Raw genomic sequence first — 22,846 nt, forward strand, 5'->3', positions numbered from 1 at the left:
TAGTGGGCCACCGGGCGATGCCGATCAGACGCCGGTTGAGATACCGTCGCGAGGTGATCGTCGAGGAGCATTGGTGGAACGGGGACGCGACGGCACGCGGCCGTCGCGACGTGTACATCCGCAGCGACGGGCTGCGCTGGGAGGTACAGGCACAGATCGGCGGCGCCTACGGCCGTTCGAAGGTGCAGGAGTGTCCGAGTCGTACCTCGGCGAGCATTCTCGCCGGGGCGTGGCGCGGGGGTAACCCCGCGTGGCGCGAGCTGCCCCGCTGAGCGCGGGCGCGTTCGCGCGAAACTGACGCCGACCCCCGCCGGCGTGGTGATCCGCGCCGCCGGGGTTCCGCCGTCCGCGTCAGATGCCCGCTGCGATGCCGGCCTGCCGGTTCGCCTCCGCCATGTCGAGGCCGGACGCCTGGAGCGTCTCGCTCACCACGATGCCCAACTGTGACACGACGATCGTGCCCGAGAAGCCCAGGCCCTCCGCGTACGCCCGGCGTGCCTCGCCCGCGGCCTGCACCGCGCGGTCCCGGGCGATGTCGGGGACACGGCCGGCGAGGAAGTCCCGGTGCAGCAGCCGCAGCCGTTCGTACGCCTCCCGCACGGTGCGCCGCGCGTTGTCGACGACGGCGTTCATCGGGCGTTCCGGGACGGTCCGTCCGCCGGCGGGCGGGCCGGGGGCGCTCCGCAGCCGGGGGGACAGTCCGCAGGCGAGCTCACATCCCTTCCTACCCGGCAGGCGGGGCCGTAGTCGTTCCCACCTGGGCTGCGGTGGGCGCAGTGCGCCGGCCGGCCGGTGCGGTGGCGATCACGTCCGCGGGCGCCTTCAGCGGTGCGATGATCCTCGGGTTAGTCGTGACGTTGCGTCACGTAGGTGGGTCGCTCGGCCAGCGATCCTGGCGCCGTCGTCGCGCACCTTACCGGCGCATTTCGAAGGCGATCTCATCCCGACCGTCTGACCGAAGCACGTCCACCGGAGGGCTCCGATGATCGACCTACCCGAGATCATCCGTCGCTACTTCGCGCTGGCCGGCCAGCCGGACCGGGACGCCTACTTCGCGCTCTTCGCCGACGACGCGGTCGTCGAGGACGAGAGCAGGGAGTACCGGGGGATCGAGGCGATCCGCGCCTGGCGCCGGGACACGCCCCTGGTGTCGTACGAGATCACCGACGTCGAGGACACCTCGGCGGGGACGGTGGTGACCGCCACCATCAACGGGGACTTTCCCGGCAGCCCGGTGGCCGGCCTGCGCTTCCGGTTCGCCGAGTACGACGACCGGCAGATCCGCCGGCTGCGCATCGCGCCCTGAGCAGGAGGGCGGGCCGACCGCGCCGTCACCGATCACCGTGCCCGGGCCGATCCCTGCGGTGACCGGGGCGCCGACCCGCCGCCGGCCGTTGGAGATGTGGTAACCGGCTGGGCCGCACCCGCGATGGCGCCTCCGGTCGTCGGTCACAGGGCGGGCGCCGGCGGCTCGGGTGGGCTTCCGTAGGCGCGGATACCGTCCGAGACGGCGACCCCGGCCAGGACGAGGGTGGCGGTGAGGCCGGCCACCAGTGCGGGCGCGAGCATCAGGGCGGGGCTCGCGACGGCCAGTACGAGCAGCGCGACCAGCCGGGACGGTGACACGCGGCTGAACACCTCGTACTCGAATCGGGCGCGTCCGGCCAGGAACAACGCGGGTCCGCCGAGAATGACGCCGGCCAGCCAGGGCGTGGTCTGCTCGGTGGGATGGGCGATGACGATCTCGAAACCGGCGGCGGTGGCGACCACGCCGGCCACCATGAGCAGGTGGGTGTTGGGCGCGGACCGCACGAATCCGCCCGGATCCCGGGATGCCTCGATGGCGGCTTGCAGCAGGGCCCCGGCGCGGTGGACGTAGATCTGCCACAGCAGCACGGTGGCGGCGAACGCCACCAGCAGGGCCGCCATGCGGGCGGCCGTCACATGGTGGTCGGCGTAGGTGAGGGTGGTGACGAGGAGGAGATCACCGAGGGCGAGCGTGAAGAACTGCTGATAACGCTCCGCCAGGTGGTCGGCTGCCACCCGGTACTGCGCCGTCGGTACCCGACCGAGTCGTGGAGTGGGGTAACGAAGCCAGGCCGCCCCGTAGTCGATGGCGAGCGCGGCGGCCCACAGCAGGCCCCGCGCCGGGCCCGTCACGAGAGCGCCGGCGAGCCACGGTACGGCGGACACGACGAACCAGAAGATGAACCGGCCGGCGTGCAGTTGCGCCTTGCGGCCGTGCAGTGCGGAGGCGAGAAAGATGCCACGTCCCACGTGGATCGCCACGTACGCGCCCGCGAAGACCAGGGCGTGGTCGGAGAAGGCTCCGGGCAGCGAGCCAGCCATCAGGATGGTCCCGAGCATGACCCAGAGCGTCATGACGAAGATGGGCGGCCGTTGCGCGTGGTAGAGATCGGTTGCCAACGCGGTGATGGACCAGACCCACCAGATCGCCATCAGCAGCACCACGGTCTGGAAGATCCCGACCCGGTCGAGACTCTCGGCCAAGGTGCGTGAGGTCAGGGCGAGCGCGGCGACGAAGACCAGATCGAGAAACAGCTCCAGCAGGGTCGCCCGCTGTGGCCCCTCACCCTCGCGGGTGAGGCCTACTGCTCGGTCGGTCGTCATCGGTCGCCCGTCTACTGACTCCGGGTCTGATGGCCTTGAGGAGCGGCTGGCGACAGGGAACCGGCCGAGTCGGATGCTTCGAGGATCGCCGTACCGAACATTAGTTGAGCAATGGGCGTACTGCGGGCAAAAGGTGTGATCCGCCCAGGGGGGGGCGACGGGATCCCGTCGCCCCCCGGCCCGGCGCTTTCTCAGTCGCGCCTCGCGTCGATCCGGGGATCCCGGCCGTACCTGGTGACTCCGTCGCCACCACCCTCGTTGTCCCACACCGCGTACGCATCGGGGCGGGTCGTGGCCGCCGGTGGTACCCGGACGGCGGCCAGGATCTCGGGCGCGCGTCTCAGGTCGGCCGGGTCGGCGGCGGTCGCCATCGCCCGCTCGGCTGCCCCCAGTGGGGTGCCGGGCGGCACCACGAGCAGGTCGACCTGGCTGTCCCGACCGGTGGTGGCGACCAGCAGGGCGGGGCCGAGGGTGTCGAACCAGCCGAGCCGGACCACGTCCGGTCCGACGGTCAACCGGCGGGGCCGGCTGTCCCAGGCGTGGATGTTCAGCATGATGTGCCGGATCCGGCCATGACGTTCGGCCAGGGCGAGGACGAGGCCGGGGAGTTCGGCGGCCGGGTCCCAGGATCGCGGCCACCAGCCGCCGTCCAGTACCGCCCGGTTCCGGGTGGGGGCGAGGACGAGCCGAGGTGCGCTGGGCGTCGAAGCGGCGATCGGGGCGGCAGGTTGGCCGGTGACGGACATGGCTCAACCTTCCCGGTGGGGCCGCAGTGCCCGGGCGACGCCGGTCGCCGACGGGGCGGTCGGACCGGGCGCGGGCCGCCCCGCCGATCGCGTCGCGGAACGGTGGGCGCGCATCCTCAGCTGTGCGATCCGGGCGGTGCCGGGGAGGGCGACGAGGAGGACCCCGACGACCGCGGCCAGCAGCAGTGCGACACCGAGCGGCAGGGCGACGTGTGCGCCCAGGAACGTCACCTCGGCCCGCTGCCCGTTCTGCAGTACGAAGATCAGGAGCAGCAGGAGCACGATCGCGAACACCACGGCGACGATCCACAGATCCCCGATCCGCGAGCGCTTCATTGCGGGGCGCAGGGGCGTCAGGCGAGTGGTGGCGGGGCCGTCGTGTCCGTTGGTGAGGGGAAGCCGGACGTGGCTGTTTCGGGGTGCGGTCATCACGAACCGCCGCCTTCCGATGGGTGCCCGGCGTACCTGGCTGCCGGCGTGGGCCAGCGCGGGCGTCGGGCGAGGGCGGGTCTGCGACGGAGTGTCGCGGGCCCGGCGTACCGGTGCGGGGGAGGGGCCGTCCGCCGGCGGCGGACCGTCAGTCACCGGGGTTCCCGAGCGACACTGTCAGCGTACGCCTGAACCGCTGGCACCATCGGCAGGCGATTTCCGGGCAGCGCTGCCTTCGGTGATTGTGCCGATCCAGCCCGTGAGGCGTACGGTGGGTATGTCGCCCGGGGTCCCCGGTGGCCGCCAGGTGCCGTCGCCGCAAGCCCGCGAGGGGCCTTTCACGATCGTCATCCCCATCGGGGCAGCGAGCTCCTCGTGCTGGCTGATCGCCGACCACGTCCCGACCGAACGATCCGCCGGTCACGCAAGGTTTCAGGTCCGCCCCGCGCCCCGACGGCCGGTGGCGGAGCCGACCGGCGCGAACACACCGCCGTCCGGGAGCGTGACCGCCCCGGACGGCTTCACAAGGGAGTACCCGATGAGGATCGCCAGGCACCGGATTGTCACCGTCCTTCGCGAACGAGGCCAGCCCTTCAGGGCCGAGTGGGTCGAGCGCGAACTGCCGGAACGCGTGGACCCGGCCAAGCACGTCGGGCTGCTCGCCACCCTGCATCTCGATCCGGCCGAGCTCGCCGACGCGCCGTCCCCGTGAGGGTGGCGTTGCTCGGACCGGTCGCCTGGCGGACACCCCCGCACCATTACGGCCCCTGGGAGCAGGTGACCGGCCTGCTCGCCGAGGGGCTGGCCACCCGCGGCGTGGACGTGACACTCTTCGCGACGCTGGACTCGGTCACCTCCGCGCAGCTCGACGGGGTGTGCCCCCGGGGGTACGCCGACGACCCGGACATGGACGGCCGGGTGTGGGAGGCGATGCACGTCTCGCACGCGTTGGCCCGTTCGGGGCAGTTCGACCTGGTGCACAACCACCTCGACTGGTTGCCGCTGGCCTTCGCCGAACAGTGCCGCGCTCCGCTGCTCACCACCGTGCACGGCTTCTCCGGCGCCGGGATCCTCCCGGCGTACGCCAGGGCGCGCTCGTCCTACGTGTCGATCTCCGACGCCGACCGGAGCGCCGAACTCGACTACGTCGCCACGGTGCACCACGGCGTCGACCTCACCGCGCTGCCGTTCACCCGCGACGCCGGCCCCGGACTGGCCGCCTTCGGCCGGATCCATCCCGACAAGGGCACCCACACCGCCATCGAGATCGCTCGCCTCGCCGGTCGGCCTCTGACCATCTGCGGCATCGTGCAGGACGAGCGGTACTTCGCCGAGCAGGTGGCCCCGCACATCGACGGCGATCAGGTCGTCTTCCTCGGATCGGTGGGTCCCCGGCGGCGCGCGGAGGTGCTGGGCGCCAGCACGGCCCTGCTGCACCCGATCGCCTTCGACGAGCCGTTCGGACTGTCGGTGGTGGAGTCGATGGTCTGCGGCACACCGGTCGTCGCGTACGCGCGCGGGTCCATGCCGGAAGTCGTCGACGAAGGGGTGACGGGGTTCCTCGTACACACCGTCGAGCAGGCGGCCGACGCCGTCACCCGGGCCGCCGGGCTCGACCGGGCCGGCTGCCGGGCGCGGGCCCGGCAGCGCTTCAGCGCGGACCGGATGGTCACCGACTACCTGTCCGTCTACGACCACCTGACCAACCATGCCCGGCCAGGATCCCCCGTCCGCAGCTGAGCCGCCCCTTTCGTTCCGCCGGCCACACACGCTGGCCGGCGTGCGCCGTCACCGCGTGAGGTTCGCCCCCGTGCTCCGGCGGCGGCCGACAACCGGAAGGCCCGACACCCATGCTCAGCTACGGATTCCTCAGCACCCACCCACCGACGCGGTGCGGACTGGCCACCTTCAACTCCGCCCTCGCCGCCCACCTGACCGCCGACGGCGCGCGCGGCGGCATCGTGCGGGTCACCGAGCGCGGCGACGACCAGCGGCCCGGGCCCGGGGTGGTGCACACCTGGTCGACGCGCACCCCGGCCGGCTGGCGGGACGCCGCGGCCGCTTTGAACACCTACGACGTGGCCGTCGTGCAGCACGAGTACGGCATCTACCCGGGCGCGGACGGCGAGGACGTCCTGCCGCTGCTGCGCCGGCTCACCGTGCCGAGCATCGTCGTCCTGCACACCGTGCTCCGCCAGCCCTCCGCCCGGCAGAAGTCCCTGCTGGAGCAGATCGTCACCGCCGCCGGGGCGGTCGTCACGATGACCGACACGGCCCGCGACCGGCTGCTCGTCGGCTACACCGTGCCCCCGGGCAAGGTCACCGTCATCCCGCACGGTGCCGCCGAGCACGTCGGCGCACCCGTCGCCCGTCGTACCCGGCCGCACCTGCTGACCTGGGGGCTGCTCGGTCCGGGCAAGGGCGTCGAGTGGTCGTTACGGGCCCTCGCGCGGTTGCAGGACCTCGACCCGACACCCACCTACACCGTCGCCGGCCGGACCCATCCGAAGGTGATCGAGCACCAGGGGGAGGCGTACCGGTCGGGACTGCACCGACTCGGCGCGGAGCTGGGCGTCGCGCACGCCGTGGACTACCAGGACGTCTACCACGACCAGGTCGCGCTCGGCCGGTTGATCCGCTCCGCCGACGTGGTGGTGCTGCCCTACGACTCCCGGGAACAGGTCACCTCCGGCGTGCTCATCGAGGCGGTGGCCGCCGGAGTGCCCGTCGTCTCCACGGCGTTCCCGCACGCCGTCGAGCTGCTCACCGGCGGCCCCGGTCTGGTCGTACCCCATCAGGATCCGGCGGCGCTGGCCGCGGCGATCCGGCGGATCCTGGTCGAACCGGGCCTGGCCGCCCGGCTGGCCGGGCGCGTCCAGCCACTGGCCGCGCACCTGCGCTGGCCGGCCGTGGCGGCCCGCTACGGCACCCTGGCCGAGCGGCTCACCGCCGCCCGCCCGTCCGTGGTCAGCGCGGCGTCGGCGTGACCGCGACCACCGGCCGACCCACCACGTCGGTCGGCCGGCGCGCGTCGGCGGCCCCCGCGCCGAGCTTCGCGCACCTCATCCGGTTGAGCGACGACACCGGCCTGTTCGAGCACGCCCGGCACGCCATCGTCCGCCGGGAGCACGGCTACTGCACCGACGACGTCGCCCGCGGCCTGGTCGTGACCAGCCGACAGCCGGAGCCGACCGAGGAGGTGCTCCGGCTCGCGGAGCGCTACCTCGCCTTCCTGACCCACGCGCAGGACGCCGGTGGCGCGTTCCACAACCGGCTCGGTCACGACCGGCGCTGGTCCGACCAGCCCGGGCTCGGCGACTGGTGGGGCCGGGCGCTGTGGGGGCTGGGCACCGCCGCCGCCCGCAGTCCCGCCGCCTGGATCCGGGAGGAGGCGCTGGTCGCCTTCAGTAGGGGTGCCACGCGACGTGCCCCGACGCCGCACGCGATGGCCTTCGCCGGGCTCGGCGCGGCCGAGGTGTTGCGCCGCCACCCCGCCCACGCCGCCGCGGCCGCGCTGCTGGCCGACGCGGGCAGCGCGGTCGGCGGACCCGGGCCCGACCCGCGGTGGCCCTGGCCGCGGCAGCAGCTGACGTACGCCAACGCGGCCCTCGCCGAGGTGGTCATCGCCGCCAGCCAGCTACGCCACGGCGGCCCACCCCTCGACGACGGGCTGCGGATGCTGGCCTGGCTGCGCGACGTCCAGGTCCTCGACGGGCGGCTGTCGGTCATACCCGCCGGCGGCTGGCGGTGCGGCGCGGTGCGGCTCCGCCACGACCAGCAGCCGATCGAGGCCGCCGCCTTCGCCGACGCCTGCGCCACCGCCGCCACGGTCACCGGCGACCCCGGCTGGGAGACCGGGGTGCGGCAGGCGGTCGGGTGGTTCCTCGGCGACAACGACGTCGGCACGGCGATGTGGGACGCGGAGACCGGCGGCGGCTACGACGGGCTGACCGCGCACGGACCCAACCTCAACCAGGGTGCCGAATCCACCCTCGCGCTGATCTCCACCCTGCAGCACGCCGGGCGGTGGTCGTGACCGGGACCCTGGCCGTCCGGCACGGCGTGACCCTCACCCCGGATCCACGCCGGGTCATCGCCAAGCTCTTCGTCCCCGGCGAGGACGCCGCAGTGGTCCGCACCCGCGCGGGAGCGCTCATCGACCGCGTCGCGCACCTCGACGACGAGGAGACCGGCAGGCTGCTGCGGGACACCTTCGACCGCTTCGGCACCCGGCACCGCGACCTGGCCGGCACGTTCCACCACCACTACGACCTGGTACGGCACCGCATCGCCCGGGCCCGTGACCTGTCCCCGACCACCCGACTCCTGGTCGGTGCCTACTTCAGCCACGAGTACGCGGTCGAGTCCGCCGCGCTGTGCAATCCGTCGATGGTCGCCCACCCCGACCAGACCAACCTGGACGCCGGGCAGTTGCGCGTCGCGCTCAGCCTGCGCCAGATCGGCGAGGGTCACCTGTCGTCCATCGGTTTCGCCACGGCGATCGTCGGACCCGGGCGGCGGCTCACGGTCGCCGACCGGTCCGGCCCACTGGTGGTCGGGCAGCGAACGGGCGTACGGCACCGTCGGGACCTGCTCGCTGCCGGCCTGGCCGAGGAGGACTGGGACAACGAGGTCACCGCCACCGTGCTGGACGCCCTGCCCGACCGGTACGACGAGGCTGCCTTCGAGCGGGTGCTCGGCAACCTGCCACCGGACCTGCTCTCGCGCAGCACCGGGCTGGACACCCTCGAACACCTGCGCCGCATCGACGCCGCGAGCTACGCCACGACCTTCCCTGCCGACACCGCCCTGCACGAACGGGTGCTCTGGCCGGCCACTCCGGCGGAGAGCAACGGCATGGAGGACGCCCGGTTCGTCAGGTTCACCGACGAGTCCGGACCGGTGTACCGGGCCACCTACACCGCCTACGACGGACGGCGCATCGCCACCCGCGCGCTGGCCAGCACCGACCTGCGCCGCTTCGAGGTGACCCCGATGCGCGGGCCGGGCGCCCGCAACAAGGGCGTCGCGCTGTTTCCTCGTACCGTCGGCGGCCGTCACCTCGCGCTGTGCCGTTCCGACGGCGAGACCATCGGTCTGACCTGCCTGGACGGCGACAACCGGTGGCAGGAGTCGACGCCGCTGCACGCCCCCCGGGACAGCTGGGAACTGATCCAGGTCGGCAACTGCGGATCCCCCATCGAGACCGACGCCGGCTGGCTCGTGCTCACCCACGGGGTCGGCCCGATGCGCCGGTACGCCGTCGGGGCGCTCCTGCTCGACCTGCATCGACCGGAGCAGGTAATCGCGCAGCTTCCCGGCGCGCTCCTGTCACCCGACCCGGCGGACCGGGACGGCTACGTGCCCAACGTCGTCTACTCCTGTGGCGGGCTGGTCCACGCCGGGGAGCTGTGGCTGCCGTACGGGGCCAGCGACGCCCGGGTCGGGTTCGCCACCGTACCGGTGGCCGCCCTCGTCGCGGCGATGGTGGAATCCCCGCCGCGCGGCGGCCGGGACGGGTGAGCGCCGGGGCTGCGGGCCTGATGGGACCGGCGGTTCAGGGGCGCTCGTCGGAGAGATGGCCGCGCAGGGTGGCGAGCGCTCGGGTGATGAGCCGGGAGACGTGCATCTGCGAGATGCCGATCTGCTCGGCGATCTGGCCCTGGGTGAGATTGCCGTGGAAGCGCATGGTCAGGATCCGGCGTTCGCGTTCCGGCAGGGTGGCGAGGGCCGGGCCGAGGGCGACGCGGAGCTCGACGAGGTCGAGGCCGTGGTCGTGGGCGCCGAGGGTGTCGCCGAGTTCCATGCTGCCGTCGGCACCGGTCGGTGTGGACAGGGAGGTGGCGCGGTAGGCGCGGGCCCCTTCCAGTCCTTCCAGGACCGTCTCCTCGGGCAGGTCGAGGTAGGTCGCGATGTCGGCCACGGTCGGTGAGCGCCCCAGGGTGTGGCTGAGGGTGCTGTTGGCCTCGGTGATCGACAGACGAAGCTCCTGCAGGCGGCGGGGCACCCGCACGGCCCAGGTACGGTCGCGGAAGTACCGCTTGATCTCGCCGATGACGGTCGGGATGGCGTACCCGGTGAAGTCGACGCCCCGGGTGGGGTCGAAGTTGTCGACGGCCTTGATCAGCCCGACCACCGCGGTCTGGGCCAGATCCTCGTCGTGTACGCCGCGTCCCGAGTAGCGCCGCGCCAGGTGGCGGGCGAGCGGCAACCACGCCTCGATGGCGCGTTCCCGCAGCGCCGGGCGACGGGGGTCGCCGGCCGGGGTCGCGGCCATCGTCGCCAGGAGGGCATCCGCGCTGTCCGCGCTCTGCGCGCCGCTGCGCTGGCCGAAGCTGGTGCTGGTCGTCGGTTCGAAGGTGGTGACCATGAGTGTGGCCTTCCCGCCCGGGCCCGCTGATCGAAACGACCGGAAGATCTCCGAACCGGCTGTCGCCGGAGCGCACGTACGGGCTGGTGCGCTGTCGCAAGGCCACGATCACGGGCCTCGCCACCGCGTCATGTCGGTCACTTGATGCCGCGAACGCTACCCGAAAGGCGGATAAAGTGCTAGCCGAAAGTATGAGGTGTCCCAGCGTGGCGGCCGGTGGCTCGGCGACGGCGGGAGGATCACCCAATCCGCCCCGACACGGCTCGGCGATGGCTGACACTGAAGGTGAAAGGGCACCGGGTCAGCCGGCAGCCGGCCGTCAGGAGGGGAGTGCATCGTGACGTCGGGATCGATGACTGAACGGATCAAGGGTCTGCTCAACAGCCCGAAGGGTCGTGACCTGATGCGGTTCGGCCGCACCCAGGCGGCCAAACCCAGCACCCAGCAGAAGCTTCGACAGCTCATGGAGCGGGTGACCGGAGGACCGGGTCGACGCCGCTGATCAACTGGCGGACTGCGACGAGTGGGCATGCGATCGTGAGTGACACCAGCATTGGCGCCGACCGCCAGCGCGGCAGTGACTACGCCGACCTGTCCCGGCAGGTGCGGGCCGCGGGTCTGCTCAAGCGGCGGCGGGGGCACTACACCGTGCGGATCGGCCTCGTCGTCGCGTCCTTCGTCGGACTGTGGGGTCTGTTCGCCCGGTTGGGTGAATCATGGTGGCAGCTGGGCGTCGCCGCGGCCCTCGCGGTGGTCTTCGCGCAGGCCGGATTCATCGGCCACGACGCCGGGCACCGGCAGATAGCCCGTACGCGGCGCGGGAACGACCTGATCGGCATGGTGCACGGCAACCTGCTGACCGGGCTCAGCTACGGCTGGTGGGTGGACAAGCACAACCGGCACCACGCCCACCCGAACACCGAGGGCAAGGACCCCGACATCACCGTGGCGCCGCTGTCCTTCACCACCGGCCAGGCCCGGCGACGGCGCGGCCTCGGCGCGCTCGTCGTCCGCTACCAGGCGTACCTGTTCTTCCCGCTGCTCCTGCTGGAAGGCCTGCACCTGCACGCCAACAGCGTGAAGGCCCTCCTCGGCCCACGCCGCATCGCGCGTCGGCCCGCCGAATTCGGACTGCTCGCCCTGCATTTGGGCGGCTACCTCGCTGCCGTCCTCCTGGTGTTGAGCCCGGCGCAGGCCGTCGCATTCATCGCGGTCAACCAGGGGCTGCTCGGCCTCTACCTCGGCTGCTCGTTCGCGCCCAACCACAAGGGCATGCCGATCCTCGACGCCGAGGACAACCTCGACTATCTGCGGAGGCAGGTCCTCACCTCCCGCAACGTGCGCGGTGGGCGGTTCGTCGACGCCCTGCTCGGTGGGCTGAACTATCAGATCGAACACCATCTGTTCCCGAGCATGCCGTGCCCCAACCTGCGCCACGCCCGGCCATTGATCCGCCGGTTCTGCGCCGAACACGACATCGACTACCACGAGACCAGCCTCGGCCGCTCGTGGGCCGAGGCACTGCGCCACCTGGACGACATCGGATCCGGCGAGCCGCGGACGGACGCCGCACCGCGCTGAAGCCGGGTACCCGCGTACCTCGTGGGTCTGGTCCGGTCCCGAAGGCGTCGGCCTGCTCGGCCGCTCCTCGACCGCGGTCTGCCCGTGGTCGGTGGGACGGGTGGCCGACGGCGTCGGGTCAGTCGCGCTGCTCCGGGTCGTCACCCCTGGTCGCCGTCGGCCGCTTCGAGGGGCGGGTCGGCGTCACCGTGAAGGGATGGCGCAGCTGCCGCATCGCCTCCTCGCTGCCGTCGAAGGTCACGCCCGGGTCGTCGAGCTCGTCGGTGGTCGGCGTGGCGAGAAACAACGCGGAGCGATCATTGTCGTTCGATGTCATGCAACAGTCCCATTTCGGCAGGTGAGGAGCGCACTGGTTCGCGGGCAGTTCTCGCCGCGCATTCGTGGTAACCGGCCGGCGCTCGCACTGGCGCTCGGCGGCGGTGTCTCGATCACGGGCAACCGCCCGGCGACACACCCTGAACCTTACCCGCCGTTGCCATCCGTCGTGCACCCCCGCCGCAGCGGGCCGCCCGCCGGCCGCGACGCGTGGTGCCACCCTCGCCCCCGGCCAAGCGGGCGGTGCCGTGCGGCGCAGACCGCCGCAGGGCACCGACCGGCGTCCGCCCGCTGGTCGCGGGGACGCCGGCTCCGATCCGCGGGTACGTCGGTACCCGGCGAGGAAGTAGCCCGCCTGGTCGCGGGAAGGACTGATCACCCAGCACCCGGCACCTGCCCACGGTCTGTGTGACGTAGGTTCAGCCCGGTGCTCGACCTGCCAGTGTCGTCCGCGTTCGTGGTCTTCGACGCCCAGTACGAGCCAGGAATGGTGCGCACGACGAGTGGGCGGTAGGCGCAGCTGCCGCCGCCTCGCCTAGAAGGTCCCTCGCGGTAGCCAGCCGAGGAAGCGGTGTCGTAGCTGTTGTTTGTCGGCCCGAGGCAAATCGAACAGGGCTGCACTGAAGCAGGAGCCCAGGTAGATGCCGAGCGCCGGCCGGGTTCCGCCGAATTCCGCGAGAAGTTGGCTCTGTTTCGTGGCGCAGGGCCATTCGTGAGCGCAGCCGCTGCAGGCCCAGGTGGGTGGCATGGGTAGGTGTGTCTCGGCCGGAGCGGTGGCTCGATGCGTCGGTCTGGACAGGTGCGGTTTCCGGTGCCGATCGTCCGCAACAGGTAGGTGACAGGTCGCCGCGGCGAAGGTGGCTGCTGTGCGCACGAGGGCTTCCGGGCCGGGCTGCTGCGCGAGCAGGGCGGTGAGGGTGTGGTGCGCCAGAAGGTCCAGCCCCGCGCGGTCGATGTCCAGTGTTCTGCACAGCGATACGAGCACGAGGGGCCCTGGCCAGGTGTCCTCGGTCAGGACGCAGGTGATCATGTCGTTGAGGAGCGCGCCGACGGCCTCGGCGTGTTCGGTGAGGGCCGGTGGGGCGTGGGGGTCCCGACTGATGGTGGAGGTGGTTTGGCTGACGGTGTTGCGAATGATCGAGGTGCCGCGGAAAACATCCACTGGTATCTCCTCGTCAGCAACGTTCAGGAGTTTGCCGTATAGGCAGTCGAGTGACCAAGCGTCAGGAGGCGATTGCGCACCGTTTCAGGATGTTGTGGTGGCCTGTCGTGATGGTAGAGAACCATTTCGATGCGCGGTGCGGATCGACGCAACTGCTGACTGAACAGTCAGTTGTGCGGCCGTCCTCTTGGCTCCGGTCCTGATAAGACCGTGTCCCTGCGAAGGTGACGGCGTTGTTCGCCAGCGCGCGCCTGTCGCACGTCACCCGCCCGAGCCGCCATACTGCCGGACTGGCCCTCGGACCTCACGCCCCGGAGATCCCCGCCTACTCGTTCGTGTCCCGAATCCTGCCTACTCCGCGGGAACGCTCTCCGCGGCAGGGAAAGTACATTGGGGGCCCTGTAGTTCGCATCCGCGGTATCGGGTGCGGCGAACCGGCGTCAAGGAAGCGGCGTGGGTCCCCAGCTCCGCCCTGGTGGGTTCGTGCAGCGGCCCTTCAGGCGTGGGCTGCCATCCGCGCGTTCTCCTCGGCTTCGATTCCGGGTTGGGCGTGCCGGTCATGAGGATTTGGTGCCATGACTCGCCCCCTGCCGACGGACCCCGCTGACGCCTTCGCCGAACTCGGCCGTATCAAGCTCGGCGAGGTCGGTCTCGACGATGTCCTGCAGCGGGTCGCTGACCTGGCCAAGCGGGTGCTGCCCACACCGGTGGAGGCGTCGGTGACGCTGGTACGCGGCGGGACGGGGTACACGGCGGCGTTCACCGACGACCTGGCCCGTGACATGGACGAGCGGCAGTACGCGCAGGGCCGTGGCCCGTGCCTGGACGCCGCCACCAGCGGTGATGTCATGTCCGTGCCCGATCTCGCCGCCGACGACCGGTGGCCCGACTGGGCCGATCGCGGCCGCAAGACGGGGGTGGGCAGTTCGGTGTCGATCGGCCTGCCGGTGCAGGAGGCGGTCGTCGGAGCGCTGAACGTCTACGCGCGCGCCGCACGCCTTCGACGACGATTCGGTGTCGGTGCTGGAGACGTTCGCCGCGTACGCCGCGGTCGCTCTGGCCAACGCGCAGCTCTACGACAGCACCGCGACCCTGGCCCGGCAAATGCAGGAGGCGATGGCGAACCGCGCGGTGATCGAGCAGGCCAAGGGCATCATCATGGGCGAGCGCCGCTGCAGCCCGGCGGAGGCGTTCGCGGTCCTGGCGAAGGTGTCGCAGGACTCCAACCGCAAGGTCCGCGACGTGGCCCAGGCCCTCGTCGACCGGGCAGCCGGGACGTCCCGCGGCCCGCGCCCGGCGGAGGCAGCGACGGCTCTTTCTGCTTCCCCTCGGCATCCGGCCGCCCGGCCTGGTCCTCGTCACGTTGCCGGCTGAGGAATGACGCGCCGAGGGCACCGGCGAGGGGCCGCGCCTGCGAGCGAGCCTGCGGAAGCTGCTCGCCGCCATCAGCTGCGACGACGCCGGCAACGCCGGCACCGGCACCACGGCCGGCGCCGGCCTGCTCACCGGGTCATCGCTTGGCCTCCTGCTTGGCCATCTGGGGCTGCTCACCCTTGCCGACCCTGCGCAGCGCGTCGCGCAGCTGCTCCTCGGTCATCTTGGAGTTGCCCTCGATGCCCGCGTCGTGCGCCTGCTGGCGAAGCTGGTGCAGCTGATCCCGGTTACCCATGTCGACCTCCCCGTGGTGCCGTGGCGCGGGCGGCTCCGCACCACTGTCGCCCGTCGTCTTCCCGGAGCTTCGGACGGCAAACGACCTCAGCCGGCGTCGGGACCGCCAGCTCCGTCGAAACGTGAGCTCCACCGCGCCGTGGACGCTGATCGCCACCAGCCCATCCCTTTCCGAAGCCGCGATAGGGACGGATCGCCACTTCGGTTCCCGTTGGCTGACTGGGCGAGCTGCGGACGGGTAGGACCGGAGGAGCAGGCGACGGGAGTCGGACATGGTTGGGCGCGGACACGGCATCCGGGTGGCGGTGGTCACCGGGGCGAGCGCGGGGGTTGGCCGGGCGACGGCGCGTCTGCTCGCCCGGCGCGGGATTGCCATCGCGCTGCTGGCCCGGGGAAGGGTTGGGTTGGACGCGGCAGCCGAAGAGGTGCGGGTCGCTGGCAGCCGGCCGCTGCCGATCGAGGTCGACATGGCCGACTACGAGCAGGTGGCCGCCGCCGGCCGGCGGATTGAGGCGGAGCTGGGGCCGGTCGACCTGTGGATCAATGATGCGTTCAGCTCCGTCTTCGCCCCGTTTCAGCAGACCGGGCCGGAGGAGTTCCGCCGCGCCATGGAGGTCACCTACCTGGGGTACGTGCACGGCACCCGGGTGGCCCTCTCCCAGATGACCCCTCAGAACCGGGGAACGATCGTCCAGGTCGGCTCGGCGCTGGCCTATCGGGGCATCCCCCTGCAGGCGGCGTACTGCGGGGCGAAACACGCGATCGTCGGTTTCACCGAGTCGCTGCGCTGCGAGCTGCTGCACGAGCGCAGCAAGGTGCGGGTGACGATGGTGCACCTGCCGGCGGTGAACACCCCGCAGTTCGACTGGCTGCTGTCGCGCCTTCCGCGACACGCCGAACCGGTGCCGCCGATCTACGAGCCGGAGGTGGCGGCCCGGGCGATCGTCGGCGCGGCGTACCGGCCCCGCCGTCGGGAGTACTGGGTCGGCACGTCCACGGCGCTGACCATCCTCGGCAACCGCGTCGTGCCGGGGCTGCTCGACCGCTACCTCGCTCGGACGGGCTACAAGTCGCAGCAGACGGACCGCCCTGCCGACCATGATCGGCCGAACAACCTGTGGCATCCGTTGGACGGGCCGGGCGGGCACGACTACGGCGCGCACGGTGACTTCGCCAGCCGCGCCCACAGCCGCAGCCCGCAGGCGTGGCTGTCCCGGCACCGTCTCGCTGCCGCCATGGGGGTGGCCGGGACAGTGGCGGGTGTCGCCGCCTGGCGCCGCCGATGACCCTCGCTCGCGGGGCTTGTTCTTCGACCACCACGACCCGGGCAGAGCGCCTCGGCGCCGGGGTGGGCACCCAACCAAGCGGCGAACATGCCGGGCGGGCATGGGGCGGATACTCGGCGCTTTCGTGCGTGCGCTTGTCACCGCACCGCTTCGGCAAATTCGCGCACCGGTTCGGACCAGGCCTGCGGGTCGAGCCAGGGAAAGGTGTGAGCGCCGGGAAGTTCGGCGTATCGGCCGTCCGGAACGATGAGGGCCAGTCGGCGCCCCCATGCCGGTGTGCTCAGCCGGTCCTGTTCACCGCGCAGAATCAGCAGCGGCACAGTCAGCCGAGCCAGGGAATCCTCCATGCCATGCCGCAGATGAGCCCGCACCAGGTGGACCAGCCGGCGCGGGCCGGCGCGTTTCCATTCCGGCCAGTGTGACCGGGTCAGGCCCGGAGGCTCGCGCCGGCCATCGAGCTGCCATCGGACGAGCAGACGCAGCAGGCCACGGGCGGCCGGGTCGACGGTCGGACTGGCCAGCACCAGCCCCGCCACCGCAGGATGATCCGCGGCGGCCTCGACGGCGACCTGAGTGCCGCTGGAATGGCCGGCCAGGATCACCCGGCCGAGCGTTCGGGCGGCCAGCCAGTCAGCAACGGCGCGCCCGAACTCCTGCACCGACAGCTCGTGCGGTGGATCGCCGCTGCCGGCGAAGCCAGGCAGTTCCAACAGGTGCGCGCGAGTCCACTGCCCGAACGCGGCCAGTCCAGGCAGCAGGTAGTTGGCCACAGCCATACCCTGCACGAGTACGACCTCCGGCACGTCGGTTCGCGGCACGCCGATTGAGCGGCTGCGTATCCGCCCCAGGACCCCGTCATGAAACGACGCGGTCACGCCGAGGGAAACGTCGGGCATAGTCTGGTTTATACCCGCACAGACGTGTATCAACCGGCCGGAGGTGCCATGAAGCTGCCACGCCAGGTCGCTGGATTCGACTCCGCGTCCGCCATGGTCGTGGCGTTGAGCCGGTTCCTGCACGGCCGGGACACCCCGCCGCTCGGCAAACCCGCGCTCCGGGCCCTGCGGCCCGCCGCAGCGCTGGCGGCCCATTTGCCGACGGGCACCCGCGAGTGGATCTACAGCGTGTTCAGCGGCGTTGAGGGGCGGCCCGAGTCGGAGATCGCTGCGCTCGACATCGACGCGGTGGCGGCGTCAATTGCCGGGTTGTATCCGCAGCGCCGCTATCCCGTGGTGGTGATCGGATCCTCCAACGGCGCGCTGACGCACCTGTGTGCCGCGCTCGGGGTGCCCTGGCTGCCGCAGACACTGCTGCTGCCCGTACGTCAGCGCCGGGTCTCGCCCGATGACCCGATGGGTGCTGTGCACGCGTTCGACCGCACCGCCCGCGGCTTGCTTGACCGCAACCCCGACCTGGTGCTGCATCACATGCACGACCCGAACCAGGACCGTCTTACCCTGCGCCGGATGGCGTATTTCCGCGTCAAGCGCACTCGGCTGGGCCCGGCGTACGAGAAGTTCCTCACCGACGTTCTCGAACCGGGCGGCATCATCCTGACCGCCGAATGCGGCCAGCTGTGGCCCACCACGCGCGTCGGCGAGCGGCACCTGTTCCAATTCGGAGCCGTTGGCGGAATACCGCCGCAGGAGTATCGCGACGGCGGTCAACGGATCACAGATTACCTGCGCCGTTACGGCGCTGCGGTAACAGAATGGCGGGCACCGCCTGCCGATGACGAGAGCCCGGAAGCGGAATGGGGCTTCGAGCCAGCGCTTCGCGACGACGTCGCTGCCTTCGCCGACCGCCACGGGTATCGGGCGAGCCGTCTGATGTTCGACGAGCCGGAAAGCCTGAGCCCGGTGGTCGCCGACCTGTACCGTTGGTGGTACCGGCAACGCGGTCTGCCAGCCAACCGGCTGCTGATCGACTCGTTCATTCTGCTGGACCCGTGGTGGACGCTTCGTGCCGGCGCGGTGCCGTACTGGACCGCCTTCCCGGTCCATCCCTCGCTCACCGGCCTGCACCGCTACCTGGACAGCGCCGACGGCTACGACCACCTGCACCTCGGGCTCTTCTGCCACGGCGTCGACTCGGTCGGTACGGCGAGCGCGGATCAGTGGCGCGAGGTACTGCGGCGGGCCCGGGTCGCCGGAAAGTTCGCAGGCGTCTCGCCCAGCCGATATCCCAACGATCCACACGCCTTCTTCGGCTATCAACGGGCATTGCGCGCCATCCCAGACCGCCTTCCCCCACCACAGCCACTTTCCCTGGCAGCGTTCGAGGCATTTTTGTACGACACGCCGGGCCGATATCCGCAGGTGAGAACTGACGTCGTGTGAGCCGAAGGCCCGAGGTCGCTTCGGTGGCCGGTGGACGCCCCCTGTTCCAGCCGCTCGGGGCCCAGGCAAGCCGGGGTGCCCAGCAACCCTTCGCTCAGCCGGTCGGGGTCGCCCCGAGCCGGTCCAGCAGCCGGTAGCGACCGTCCAGCATCGACCCGGCGTCCATGAACGCAACGATGCTCCCGGCCGCCGTCCGGGGAAACACCCGGCCGGCGAGCCGTCGAGGTGACGCGCCCGGCGTCAGCGGGCGGGCAGCGCCTGGGCGAGCTGCGTCGCCCCGGCGACGAGGACCTCGTACCCGCGCGCGGTCAGTTTGTCCTCCCGGCGCAGGCTGACCAGCTTCTCGGCGAACTCGCGCAGTTTCTCCCGGGCCTTGTCCGGCTCGCCGTCGGCGATCCTCTCCTCCACCTCCCGCAGCCGTTTCCGCAGCTCATTGCCGCCGCCGGAGCGAAGCTGCCGTTCCTGCACGAGCTCGTCCACCGTGGCGCGCAGCCCCGCCGCGAGCTCCGCCGGGGTGGCCGAGCGCCGCGGCGCGCTCGACGACGGGGACGGGGAGCCAGCGGGCGTCGGCGAGATCTCGTCGGTCACGGGCTCGGTGGCCTCGACCGGGGCGGACGTGCCGATCGCCACGGTGGGGCCGGCGACGGGACCGCCATCCTCCTCGCCACCGGCGAACACCACCGCGAGTAGGGCGGCCACCAGTACGAGGGCGGCTACCCCCACCGCGAGCCACATCAGCCGGCGTCCGTCGTCCGGCGCCCGGTGCCGGCTGCCGGCTGGACGGACCAGCGGTAACAGGCTGGTCGGTCGAGCCAGGCCGGGGCTGTTCAGATCACCAGGGGCGGACACGCCGGATATCATGCCACCCGGCGACCGGTCGGGAGGCCGGAGCGCGACCGCTGCGGCGAGCGGGGACCCCGGAGGAGATGGCCGGACGGCTTCGCCGGTCCGGCGTGGCGCGGGCGGAGGGGTTCGCGGTGAACGTGGCCAACCGGCACTCGACCGCGGACAGCCACCGGTGGGGGCTGCGCCTGTCGGAGCTGGTCGGCGGCCGGGAGATGGTCATCGACACGTCGCGCGACGGCCTGCCCGCGCCGCCCGACGACCAGTGGTGCAATCCGATCCGGCAGGCCCTCGGCCAGCCGCCGACCACTGAACCTGGACTGGCTCGGGTGGCGGCGCTGCTCTGGATCAAAAGTCCAGGCGAGTCGGACGGAAGGTGCGGTCGGGGCGAGCCGGCGGCGGGGGCCTTCTGGCCGGCCCAGGCCCGCACCCTGGTCGCGAACGCACCCTGGCTGCCGGCCGCCGCCCGGCGGGCGGCGGCCGACGCGACCACGCCGGTCAGCTGACCGGCTGCGGGTGCGTCGCCGCGACCTCGCCGGTGCGGCGCAGCTTCTGCCACTTGAGCCGACCACCGCTGAGCGCGGTGATCACGGAGTGGACCAGCACCAGGTACATGACCTGCCGGTAGACGAACTGTTGCAGGGGCGGCGCCCACAGCGGCCGCAACGGTTCCCGGTCCAGCCGGAAGGCCAGGATGGCGGTGAGGATCTGCACCACCAGGACGGCCAGCCAGGCCACGATGGCCTCGTACCGGTCGAGGAAGAACAGCCCGTAGGCGGCGAAGATGTCCACCACCGGGGCGAGCAGCGGCAGCAGTACCGAGAAGAGGGCGATGAACGGCAGCCCGCGCCGGCCGAACCGGCCCGACGGTCCGCGTTCCCCCAGGGCCTGCCGGTGCCGCCAGAGCGCCTGCATGGTGCCGTAGCTCCACCGGTAGCGCTGCCGCCACAGCTCGGGCAGGGTGACCGGCGCCTCGGTGCGGGCCACCGCGGTCTCCTCGTACACCACCCGCCGGCCCGCGCGGTGGATGCCCATGGTCAGGTCGGTGTCCTCGGCCAGGGTTGCCCGGCTGAGTCCACCGGCGGCGAGCACGGCCTCCCGGCGGAACGCGCCGAGCGCGCCCGGGATGGTGGGCATGCCGGCCAGCGTGTCGTAGAGCCGCCGGTCCAGGCTGAACCCGATGACGTACTCGATGTGCTGCCAGCGGCCCAGCAGAGAGCGCCGGTTGCCCACCTTGACGTTGCCGGCCACCGCTCCCACCCGGGGATCGGCGAAGGGCTGCACCAGGCGGTGGATCGCGTCGGGGTCGACCACCGTGTCGGCGTCGACCATCACCAGCAGGTCGTTACGGGCCAGCGCCACCCCGACGTTGAGCGCGGCGGCCTTGCCGCCGCCGGGCACCCGGGCAACCCGCACGTTCGGCAGCCCGAGCCGCTCGACCTCCTCGGTGGTGCCGTCGTCCGACTCGTCGTCCACCACCAGCACCTCGATGCCGGGATGGGCCCCGGTCGCCAGGGACCGCACGGCGGCCGCGATCGTCGTCCGTTCGTTGTACGCCGGCACGATGATCGTCACCGGGTCATTCACCTCACCGCCCCACGACCATGCCGGCGCCCGGCGCCGCCGGGCGTGCGCGAGGGCGTATCCGAACAGCAGCAGCGTCCGGGCCAGGGTGAGCAGCCCGACCACGATCAGCAGCAGCCACACCGGCGATGCGGGCAAAGACTTGCTGCGGCATTCGCCGAGGGTGGAACAGATAAACCGTCGGGGCGGTCCTGAATGACGCGCGCTCGTCACGGCCTGCGTCCCGGACGGTACTGGCGCTCTGGTGGCACCCTGCGGGGTGCCACCAGAGGGCCGCAGCAGGCCGAGTGCCGTCACCGGAGCTGGAGCGCTCGGGTGGAGGCGGCGCGTGCTCAGCGACGGCTCAGTCGCCGGCGATGCGACGGTCCCTACGGTATCGCTGACGCGACGCCACGTAGATGCCGGTGGAGCCGGAGATGAGGATGACCGTCAGGACGAGGAGGGCGTATTCGACCTGTGCGAGTTCGCGCATGGCGACCAGGGCCGCCGCCAGGAGGAAGCAGATCCCGAAGCCTTTGAGGGAGTTCACCTGTGATGCTGCCTTACTTCCATGCCGACACGGGCGTGAAATAGGACTTGAGCAGGGATGACAGCAGCCAGTACATGCGTACGACCGTGTAGACCAGTTCGGGAATGAGCAGGGCCTCGACCAGCATCGCCTTCCAGCCGAGGTTGCGTACCATCACCGCGGGGTAGATGACCCAGAACGCGAACAGTACCCAGAAGATGGGCTGTTGCGCGAAGCCGTTCGCGACGGCGGTGGCCAGTTGGGTGGCCCCCCAGCCGATGAGGTACACGACGCCGAGCAGCCCGAGGATCATCGACGCGATCGAGTGCCAGGTGAACTTGGTCCAGCCACGGGCGCGCAGTGCGTCCACTGTGCCACGAACCCAGCGCTGACGCTGTTGCAGCAGCTCGCGCAGCGTGGGCATGAGATCGGTGTAGGCGATGCACAGCTGGTTCGCGGTCACCTTCCAGCCGCATTCCTTGAGAGTCAGCGTCGTCTCGTAGTCCTCGACGAGGTTGCGGTGGTCCTCCCAGAACACCGCGCCGCGCTTGTCGATGACCGATTGCAGCGCCACGCCCCGGTAGAAGGATCCGGCTCCCGACATGGTGTGCACGTCAGTCTGGAAACGCGCGTTGGCGGCGCGGCCGTACTCGATGATCTGCATGCCCAGCAGGAACCTCTGCCAGGGGTTGCGCCACAGCCCGGTGCGGCCCAGACAGACGGCGCTGACGCCGCCGATCTCAGGATCCGCGGTGATCACCTTGCGGGCCCGTTCAATGAACTTGTGGTGCAGTTCCGTGTCGGCGTCCATCACCAGGACGTGCTGGACCGGGTCCAGCCGCCCGCCGACCCGCTGGCTCAACCAGGCGATGCCGTAGTTGAGGGCACCGGCCTTCTTGTGCTCGTTCTCGCGCATCAGCAGGACGTCCGTGCGCGGCGTGCGCGGATCGGCGGCGAACTGCCGGGCGAAGTGTTCCGTCTGGTCGGTGGAGTTGTTGACGACCACGACGATCCGGTCGGGGCGCCAGGTCTGCCGGGCCAGGGAGTTCAGGGAGGTGAGGATCCCGACTTCCTCGTTGCGCGCCGGGATGATGGCGACGATGTCGTGCAGCGTCGGCCCGCTGGGCTTCGGAGTGCCGTGGTGTCTCCAGCGGAGACCTTCCAGGAATGCGGTCTTCTCTAGCCCCGCTTCGCCCATGATGTTGTGTGACACGAGTTCCCCGCTCGATGATCTTCGTCCAGGCCGGTTGCCGCAGCCTGGAGCAGGAGAACCATAGCCGACCTGGTCAAGTCGACGACGACCCCCTGTGAGCCAGTTCCAGCTGCCCGTTCGGATGATCAGCAGTGGAGATGACGCGGGCGGACCAGGGAGGCCTCTCATCTG

The 22,846-nt window shown here is 71.4% G+C and carries 25 protein-coding genes and 1 pseudogene; 13 read left to right on the plus strand and 13 right to left on the minus strand.

Going from position 1 to position 22,846, the window contains the following annotated elements; translation table 11 throughout:
• Nucleotides 1-53: 53 nt before the first annotated feature.
• Complete coding sequence (locus KBX37_RS05905; protein ID WP_088964186.1) at nucleotides 54-272, plus strand: hypothetical protein; 219 nt, start codon at nucleotides 54-56, stop codon at nucleotides 270-272.
• A 79-nt stretch (nucleotides 273-351) separates the two neighbouring features.
• Here KBX37_RS05905 and KBX37_RS05910 read toward each other — a convergent pair whose 3' ends face one another.
• A complete protein-coding gene (locus tag KBX37_RS05910; RefSeq protein ID WP_210774907.1) occupies nucleotides 352-633 on the minus strand; it encodes a hypothetical protein in 282 nt (93 codons plus the stop codon).
• Nucleotides 634-982: 349 nt separating this feature from the next.
• On the opposite strand from KBX37_RS05910, the gene KBX37_RS05915 reads away from it, so the two are divergent.
• Nucleotides 983-1,306 carry a nuclear transport factor 2 family protein gene (locus tag KBX37_RS05915; RefSeq protein WP_210774908.1) on the plus strand — a complete coding sequence of 108 codons (324 nt, stop codon included), beginning with the start codon at nucleotides 983-985 and terminating at the stop codon, nucleotides 1,304-1,306.
• A gap of 143 nt (nucleotides 1,307-1,449) precedes the next feature.
• On the opposite strand, the gene KBX37_RS05920 is transcribed toward KBX37_RS05915, so the two are convergent.
• The 3 genes from KBX37_RS05920 to KBX37_RS05930 form a co-directional block, all read right to left on the minus strand.
• Nucleotides 1,450-2,631, minus strand: a complete 1,182-nt coding sequence (locus KBX37_RS05920) for a low temperature requirement protein A (RefSeq protein ID WP_210774909.1) — start codon at nucleotides 2,629-2,631, stop codon at nucleotides 1,450-1,452.
• 191 nt (nucleotides 2,632-2,822) lie between these two features.
• Nucleotides 2,823-3,377 carry a DUF5994 family protein gene (locus KBX37_RS05925; protein WP_210774910.1) on the minus strand — a complete coding sequence of 185 codons (555 nt, stop codon included), beginning with the start codon at nucleotides 3,375-3,377 and terminating at the stop codon, nucleotides 2,823-2,825.
• Between the two features lie 3 nt (nucleotides 3,378-3,380).
• Nucleotides 3,381-3,806 carry a lipopolysaccharide assembly LapA domain-containing protein gene (locus tag KBX37_RS05930; protein ID WP_210774911.1) on the minus strand — a complete coding sequence of 142 codons (426 nt, stop codon included), beginning with the start codon at nucleotides 3,804-3,806 and terminating at the stop codon, nucleotides 3,381-3,383.
• A 538-nt stretch (nucleotides 3,807-4,344) separates the two neighbouring features.
• On the opposite strand from KBX37_RS05930, the gene KBX37_RS05935 reads away from it, so the two are divergent.
• From KBX37_RS05935 to KBX37_RS05955, 5 genes are all read left to right on the plus strand, one after another.
• On the plus strand, nucleotides 4,345-4,518 hold the full coding sequence (locus KBX37_RS05935; RefSeq protein WP_170285367.1) for a hypothetical protein: 174 nt from the start codon (nucleotides 4,345-4,347) through the stop codon (nucleotides 4,516-4,518).
• Nucleotides 4,515-5,546: a glycosyltransferase family 4 protein gene (locus tag KBX37_RS05940; protein WP_210774912.1), complete on the plus strand. Its 1,032-nt coding sequence runs from the start codon at nucleotides 4,515-4,517 to the stop codon at nucleotides 5,544-5,546. Before KBX37_RS05935 ends, KBX37_RS05940 begins: the two co-directional genes overlap by 4 nt.
• A gap of 110 nt (nucleotides 5,547-5,656) precedes the next feature.
• Nucleotides 5,657-6,793 carry a glycosyltransferase gene (locus KBX37_RS05945; RefSeq protein WP_210774913.1) on the plus strand — a complete coding sequence of 379 codons (1,137 nt, stop codon included), beginning with the start codon at nucleotides 5,657-5,659 and terminating at the stop codon, nucleotides 6,791-6,793.
• Nucleotides 6,790-7,842 (plus strand): glycosyltransferase, encoded by a 1,053-nt coding sequence (locus tag KBX37_RS05950; RefSeq protein ID WP_210774914.1) that lies wholly within the window; start codon nucleotides 6,790-6,792, stop codon nucleotides 7,840-7,842. The genes KBX37_RS05945 and KBX37_RS05950 overlap by 4 nt, the downstream gene beginning before the upstream one ends.
• Nucleotides 7,839-9,329 (plus strand): glycoside hydrolase family 130 protein, encoded by a 1,491-nt coding sequence (locus KBX37_RS05955; protein ID WP_210774915.1) that lies wholly within the window; start codon nucleotides 7,839-7,841, stop codon nucleotides 9,327-9,329. Before KBX37_RS05950 ends, KBX37_RS05955 begins: the two co-directional genes overlap by 4 nt.
• 34 nt (nucleotides 9,330-9,363) lie before the next feature.
• On the opposite strand, the gene KBX37_RS05960 is transcribed toward KBX37_RS05955, so the two are convergent.
• Nucleotides 9,364-10,083, minus strand: coding sequence for a SigB/SigF/SigG family RNA polymerase sigma factor (locus tag KBX37_RS05960; protein ID WP_247657147.1), 720 nt, complete (start codon nucleotides 10,081-10,083; stop codon nucleotides 9,364-9,366).
• A gap of 445 nt (nucleotides 10,084-10,528) precedes the next feature.
• On the opposite strand from KBX37_RS05960, the gene KBX37_RS05965 reads away from it, so the two are divergent.
• Together KBX37_RS05965 and KBX37_RS05970 are read left to right on the plus strand one after the other, a co-directional pair.
• Nucleotides 10,529-10,678, plus strand: coding sequence for a hypothetical protein (locus tag KBX37_RS05965; RefSeq protein ID WP_170285366.1), 150 nt, complete (start codon nucleotides 10,529-10,531; stop codon nucleotides 10,676-10,678).
• Nucleotides 10,679-10,710: 32 nt separating this feature from the next.
• The gene (locus KBX37_RS05970) at nucleotides 10,711-11,757 is read left to right on the plus strand and encodes a fatty acid desaturase (RefSeq protein WP_374103672.1); all 1,047 of its coding nucleotides are present in this window, start codon (nucleotides 10,711-10,713) and stop codon (nucleotides 11,755-11,757) included.
• 118 nt (nucleotides 11,758-11,875) lie between these two features.
• On the opposite strand, the gene KBX37_RS05975 is transcribed toward KBX37_RS05970, so the two are convergent.
• Both KBX37_RS05975 and KBX37_RS34215 read right to left on the minus strand, forming a co-directional pair.
• The gene (locus tag KBX37_RS05975; protein ID WP_210774918.1) at nucleotides 11,876-12,073 is read right to left on the minus strand and encodes a hypothetical protein; all 198 of its coding nucleotides are present in this window, start codon (nucleotides 12,071-12,073) and stop codon (nucleotides 11,876-11,878) included.
• Nucleotides 12,074-12,607: 534 nt separating this feature from the next.
• The gene (locus KBX37_RS34215; RefSeq protein WP_247657128.1) at nucleotides 12,608-13,234 is read right to left on the minus strand and encodes a hypothetical protein; all 627 of its coding nucleotides are present in this window, start codon (nucleotides 13,232-13,234) and stop codon (nucleotides 12,608-12,610) included.
• 575 nt (nucleotides 13,235-13,809) lie between these two features.
• Here KBX37_RS34215 and KBX37_RS05985 point away from each other — a divergent pair.
• A pseudogene (locus KBX37_RS05985) lies at nucleotides 13,810-14,608 on the plus strand (GAF and ANTAR domain-containing protein).
• 136 nt (nucleotides 14,609-14,744) lie between these two features.
• Here the strand turns inward: KBX37_RS05985 and KBX37_RS05990 are convergent.
• Nucleotides 14,745-14,903: a hypothetical protein gene (locus tag KBX37_RS05990; RefSeq protein ID WP_210774919.1), complete on the minus strand. Its 159-nt coding sequence runs from the start codon at nucleotides 14,901-14,903 to the stop codon at nucleotides 14,745-14,747.
• Nucleotides 14,904-15,174: 271 nt separating this feature from the next.
• Between KBX37_RS05990 and KBX37_RS05995 the strand changes: the two genes are divergently transcribed.
• Entirely contained in the window at nucleotides 15,175-16,188 is a 1,014-nt protein-coding gene (locus KBX37_RS05995) for an SDR family oxidoreductase (RefSeq protein WP_210774920.1), read from the plus strand.
• 137 nt (nucleotides 16,189-16,325) lie between these two features.
• Here the strand turns inward: KBX37_RS05995 and KBX37_RS06000 are convergent, their stop codons facing one another.
• The gene (locus tag KBX37_RS06000) at nucleotides 16,326-17,084 is read right to left on the minus strand and encodes an alpha/beta fold hydrolase (protein ID WP_210774921.1); all 759 of its coding nucleotides are present in this window, start codon (nucleotides 17,082-17,084) and stop codon (nucleotides 16,326-16,328) included.
• 48 nt (nucleotides 17,085-17,132) lie between these two features.
• On the opposite strand from KBX37_RS06000, the gene KBX37_RS06005 reads away from it, so the two are divergent.
• Nucleotides 17,133-18,527 (plus strand): hypothetical protein, encoded by a 1,395-nt coding sequence (locus tag KBX37_RS06005; RefSeq protein ID WP_210774922.1) that lies wholly within the window; start codon nucleotides 17,133-17,135, stop codon nucleotides 18,525-18,527.
• Between the two features lie 240 nt (nucleotides 18,528-18,767).
• Here the strand turns inward: KBX37_RS06005 and KBX37_RS06010 are convergent, their stop codons facing one another.
• Entirely contained in the window at nucleotides 18,768-19,376 is a 609-nt protein-coding gene (locus tag KBX37_RS06010) for a hypothetical protein (RefSeq protein WP_210774923.1), read from the minus strand.
• A 77-nt stretch (nucleotides 19,377-19,453) separates the two neighbouring features.
• On the opposite strand from KBX37_RS06010, the gene KBX37_RS06015 reads away from it, so the two are divergent.
• Nucleotides 19,454-19,876: a glycoside hydrolase family 6 protein gene (locus KBX37_RS06015; protein ID WP_210774924.1), complete on the plus strand. Its 423-nt coding sequence runs from the start codon at nucleotides 19,454-19,456 to the stop codon at nucleotides 19,874-19,876.
• Here the strand turns inward: KBX37_RS06015 and KBX37_RS06020 are convergent.
• The 3 genes from KBX37_RS06020 to KBX37_RS06030 all read right to left on the minus strand — a co-directional run bounded on the left by KBX37_RS06020 (nucleotide 19,869) and on the right by KBX37_RS06030 (nucleotide 22,675).
• Complete coding sequence (locus KBX37_RS06020; RefSeq protein ID WP_307848971.1) at nucleotides 19,869-21,077, minus strand: glycosyltransferase family 2 protein; 1,209 nt, start codon at nucleotides 21,075-21,077, stop codon at nucleotides 19,869-19,871. The genes KBX37_RS06015 and KBX37_RS06020 overlap by 8 nt on opposite strands.
• Before the next feature lie 220 nt (nucleotides 21,078-21,297).
• Complete coding sequence (locus KBX37_RS06025) at nucleotides 21,298-21,483, minus strand: hypothetical protein (RefSeq protein WP_210774925.1); 186 nt, start codon at nucleotides 21,481-21,483, stop codon at nucleotides 21,298-21,300.
• Nucleotides 21,484-21,496: 13 nt separating this feature from the next.
• Nucleotides 21,497-22,675, minus strand: a complete 1,179-nt coding sequence (locus tag KBX37_RS06030; RefSeq protein ID WP_210774926.1) for a glycosyltransferase family 2 protein — start codon at nucleotides 22,673-22,675, stop codon at nucleotides 21,497-21,499.
• Between the last annotated feature and the right edge of the window lie 171 nt (nucleotides 22,676-22,846).

The sequence above is a fragment of the Micromonospora sp. U56 genome (assembly GCF_018070095.1).
Classification (GTDB): domain Bacteria; phylum Actinomycetota; class Actinomycetes; order Mycobacteriales; family Micromonosporaceae; genus Micromonospora; species Micromonospora purpureochromogenes.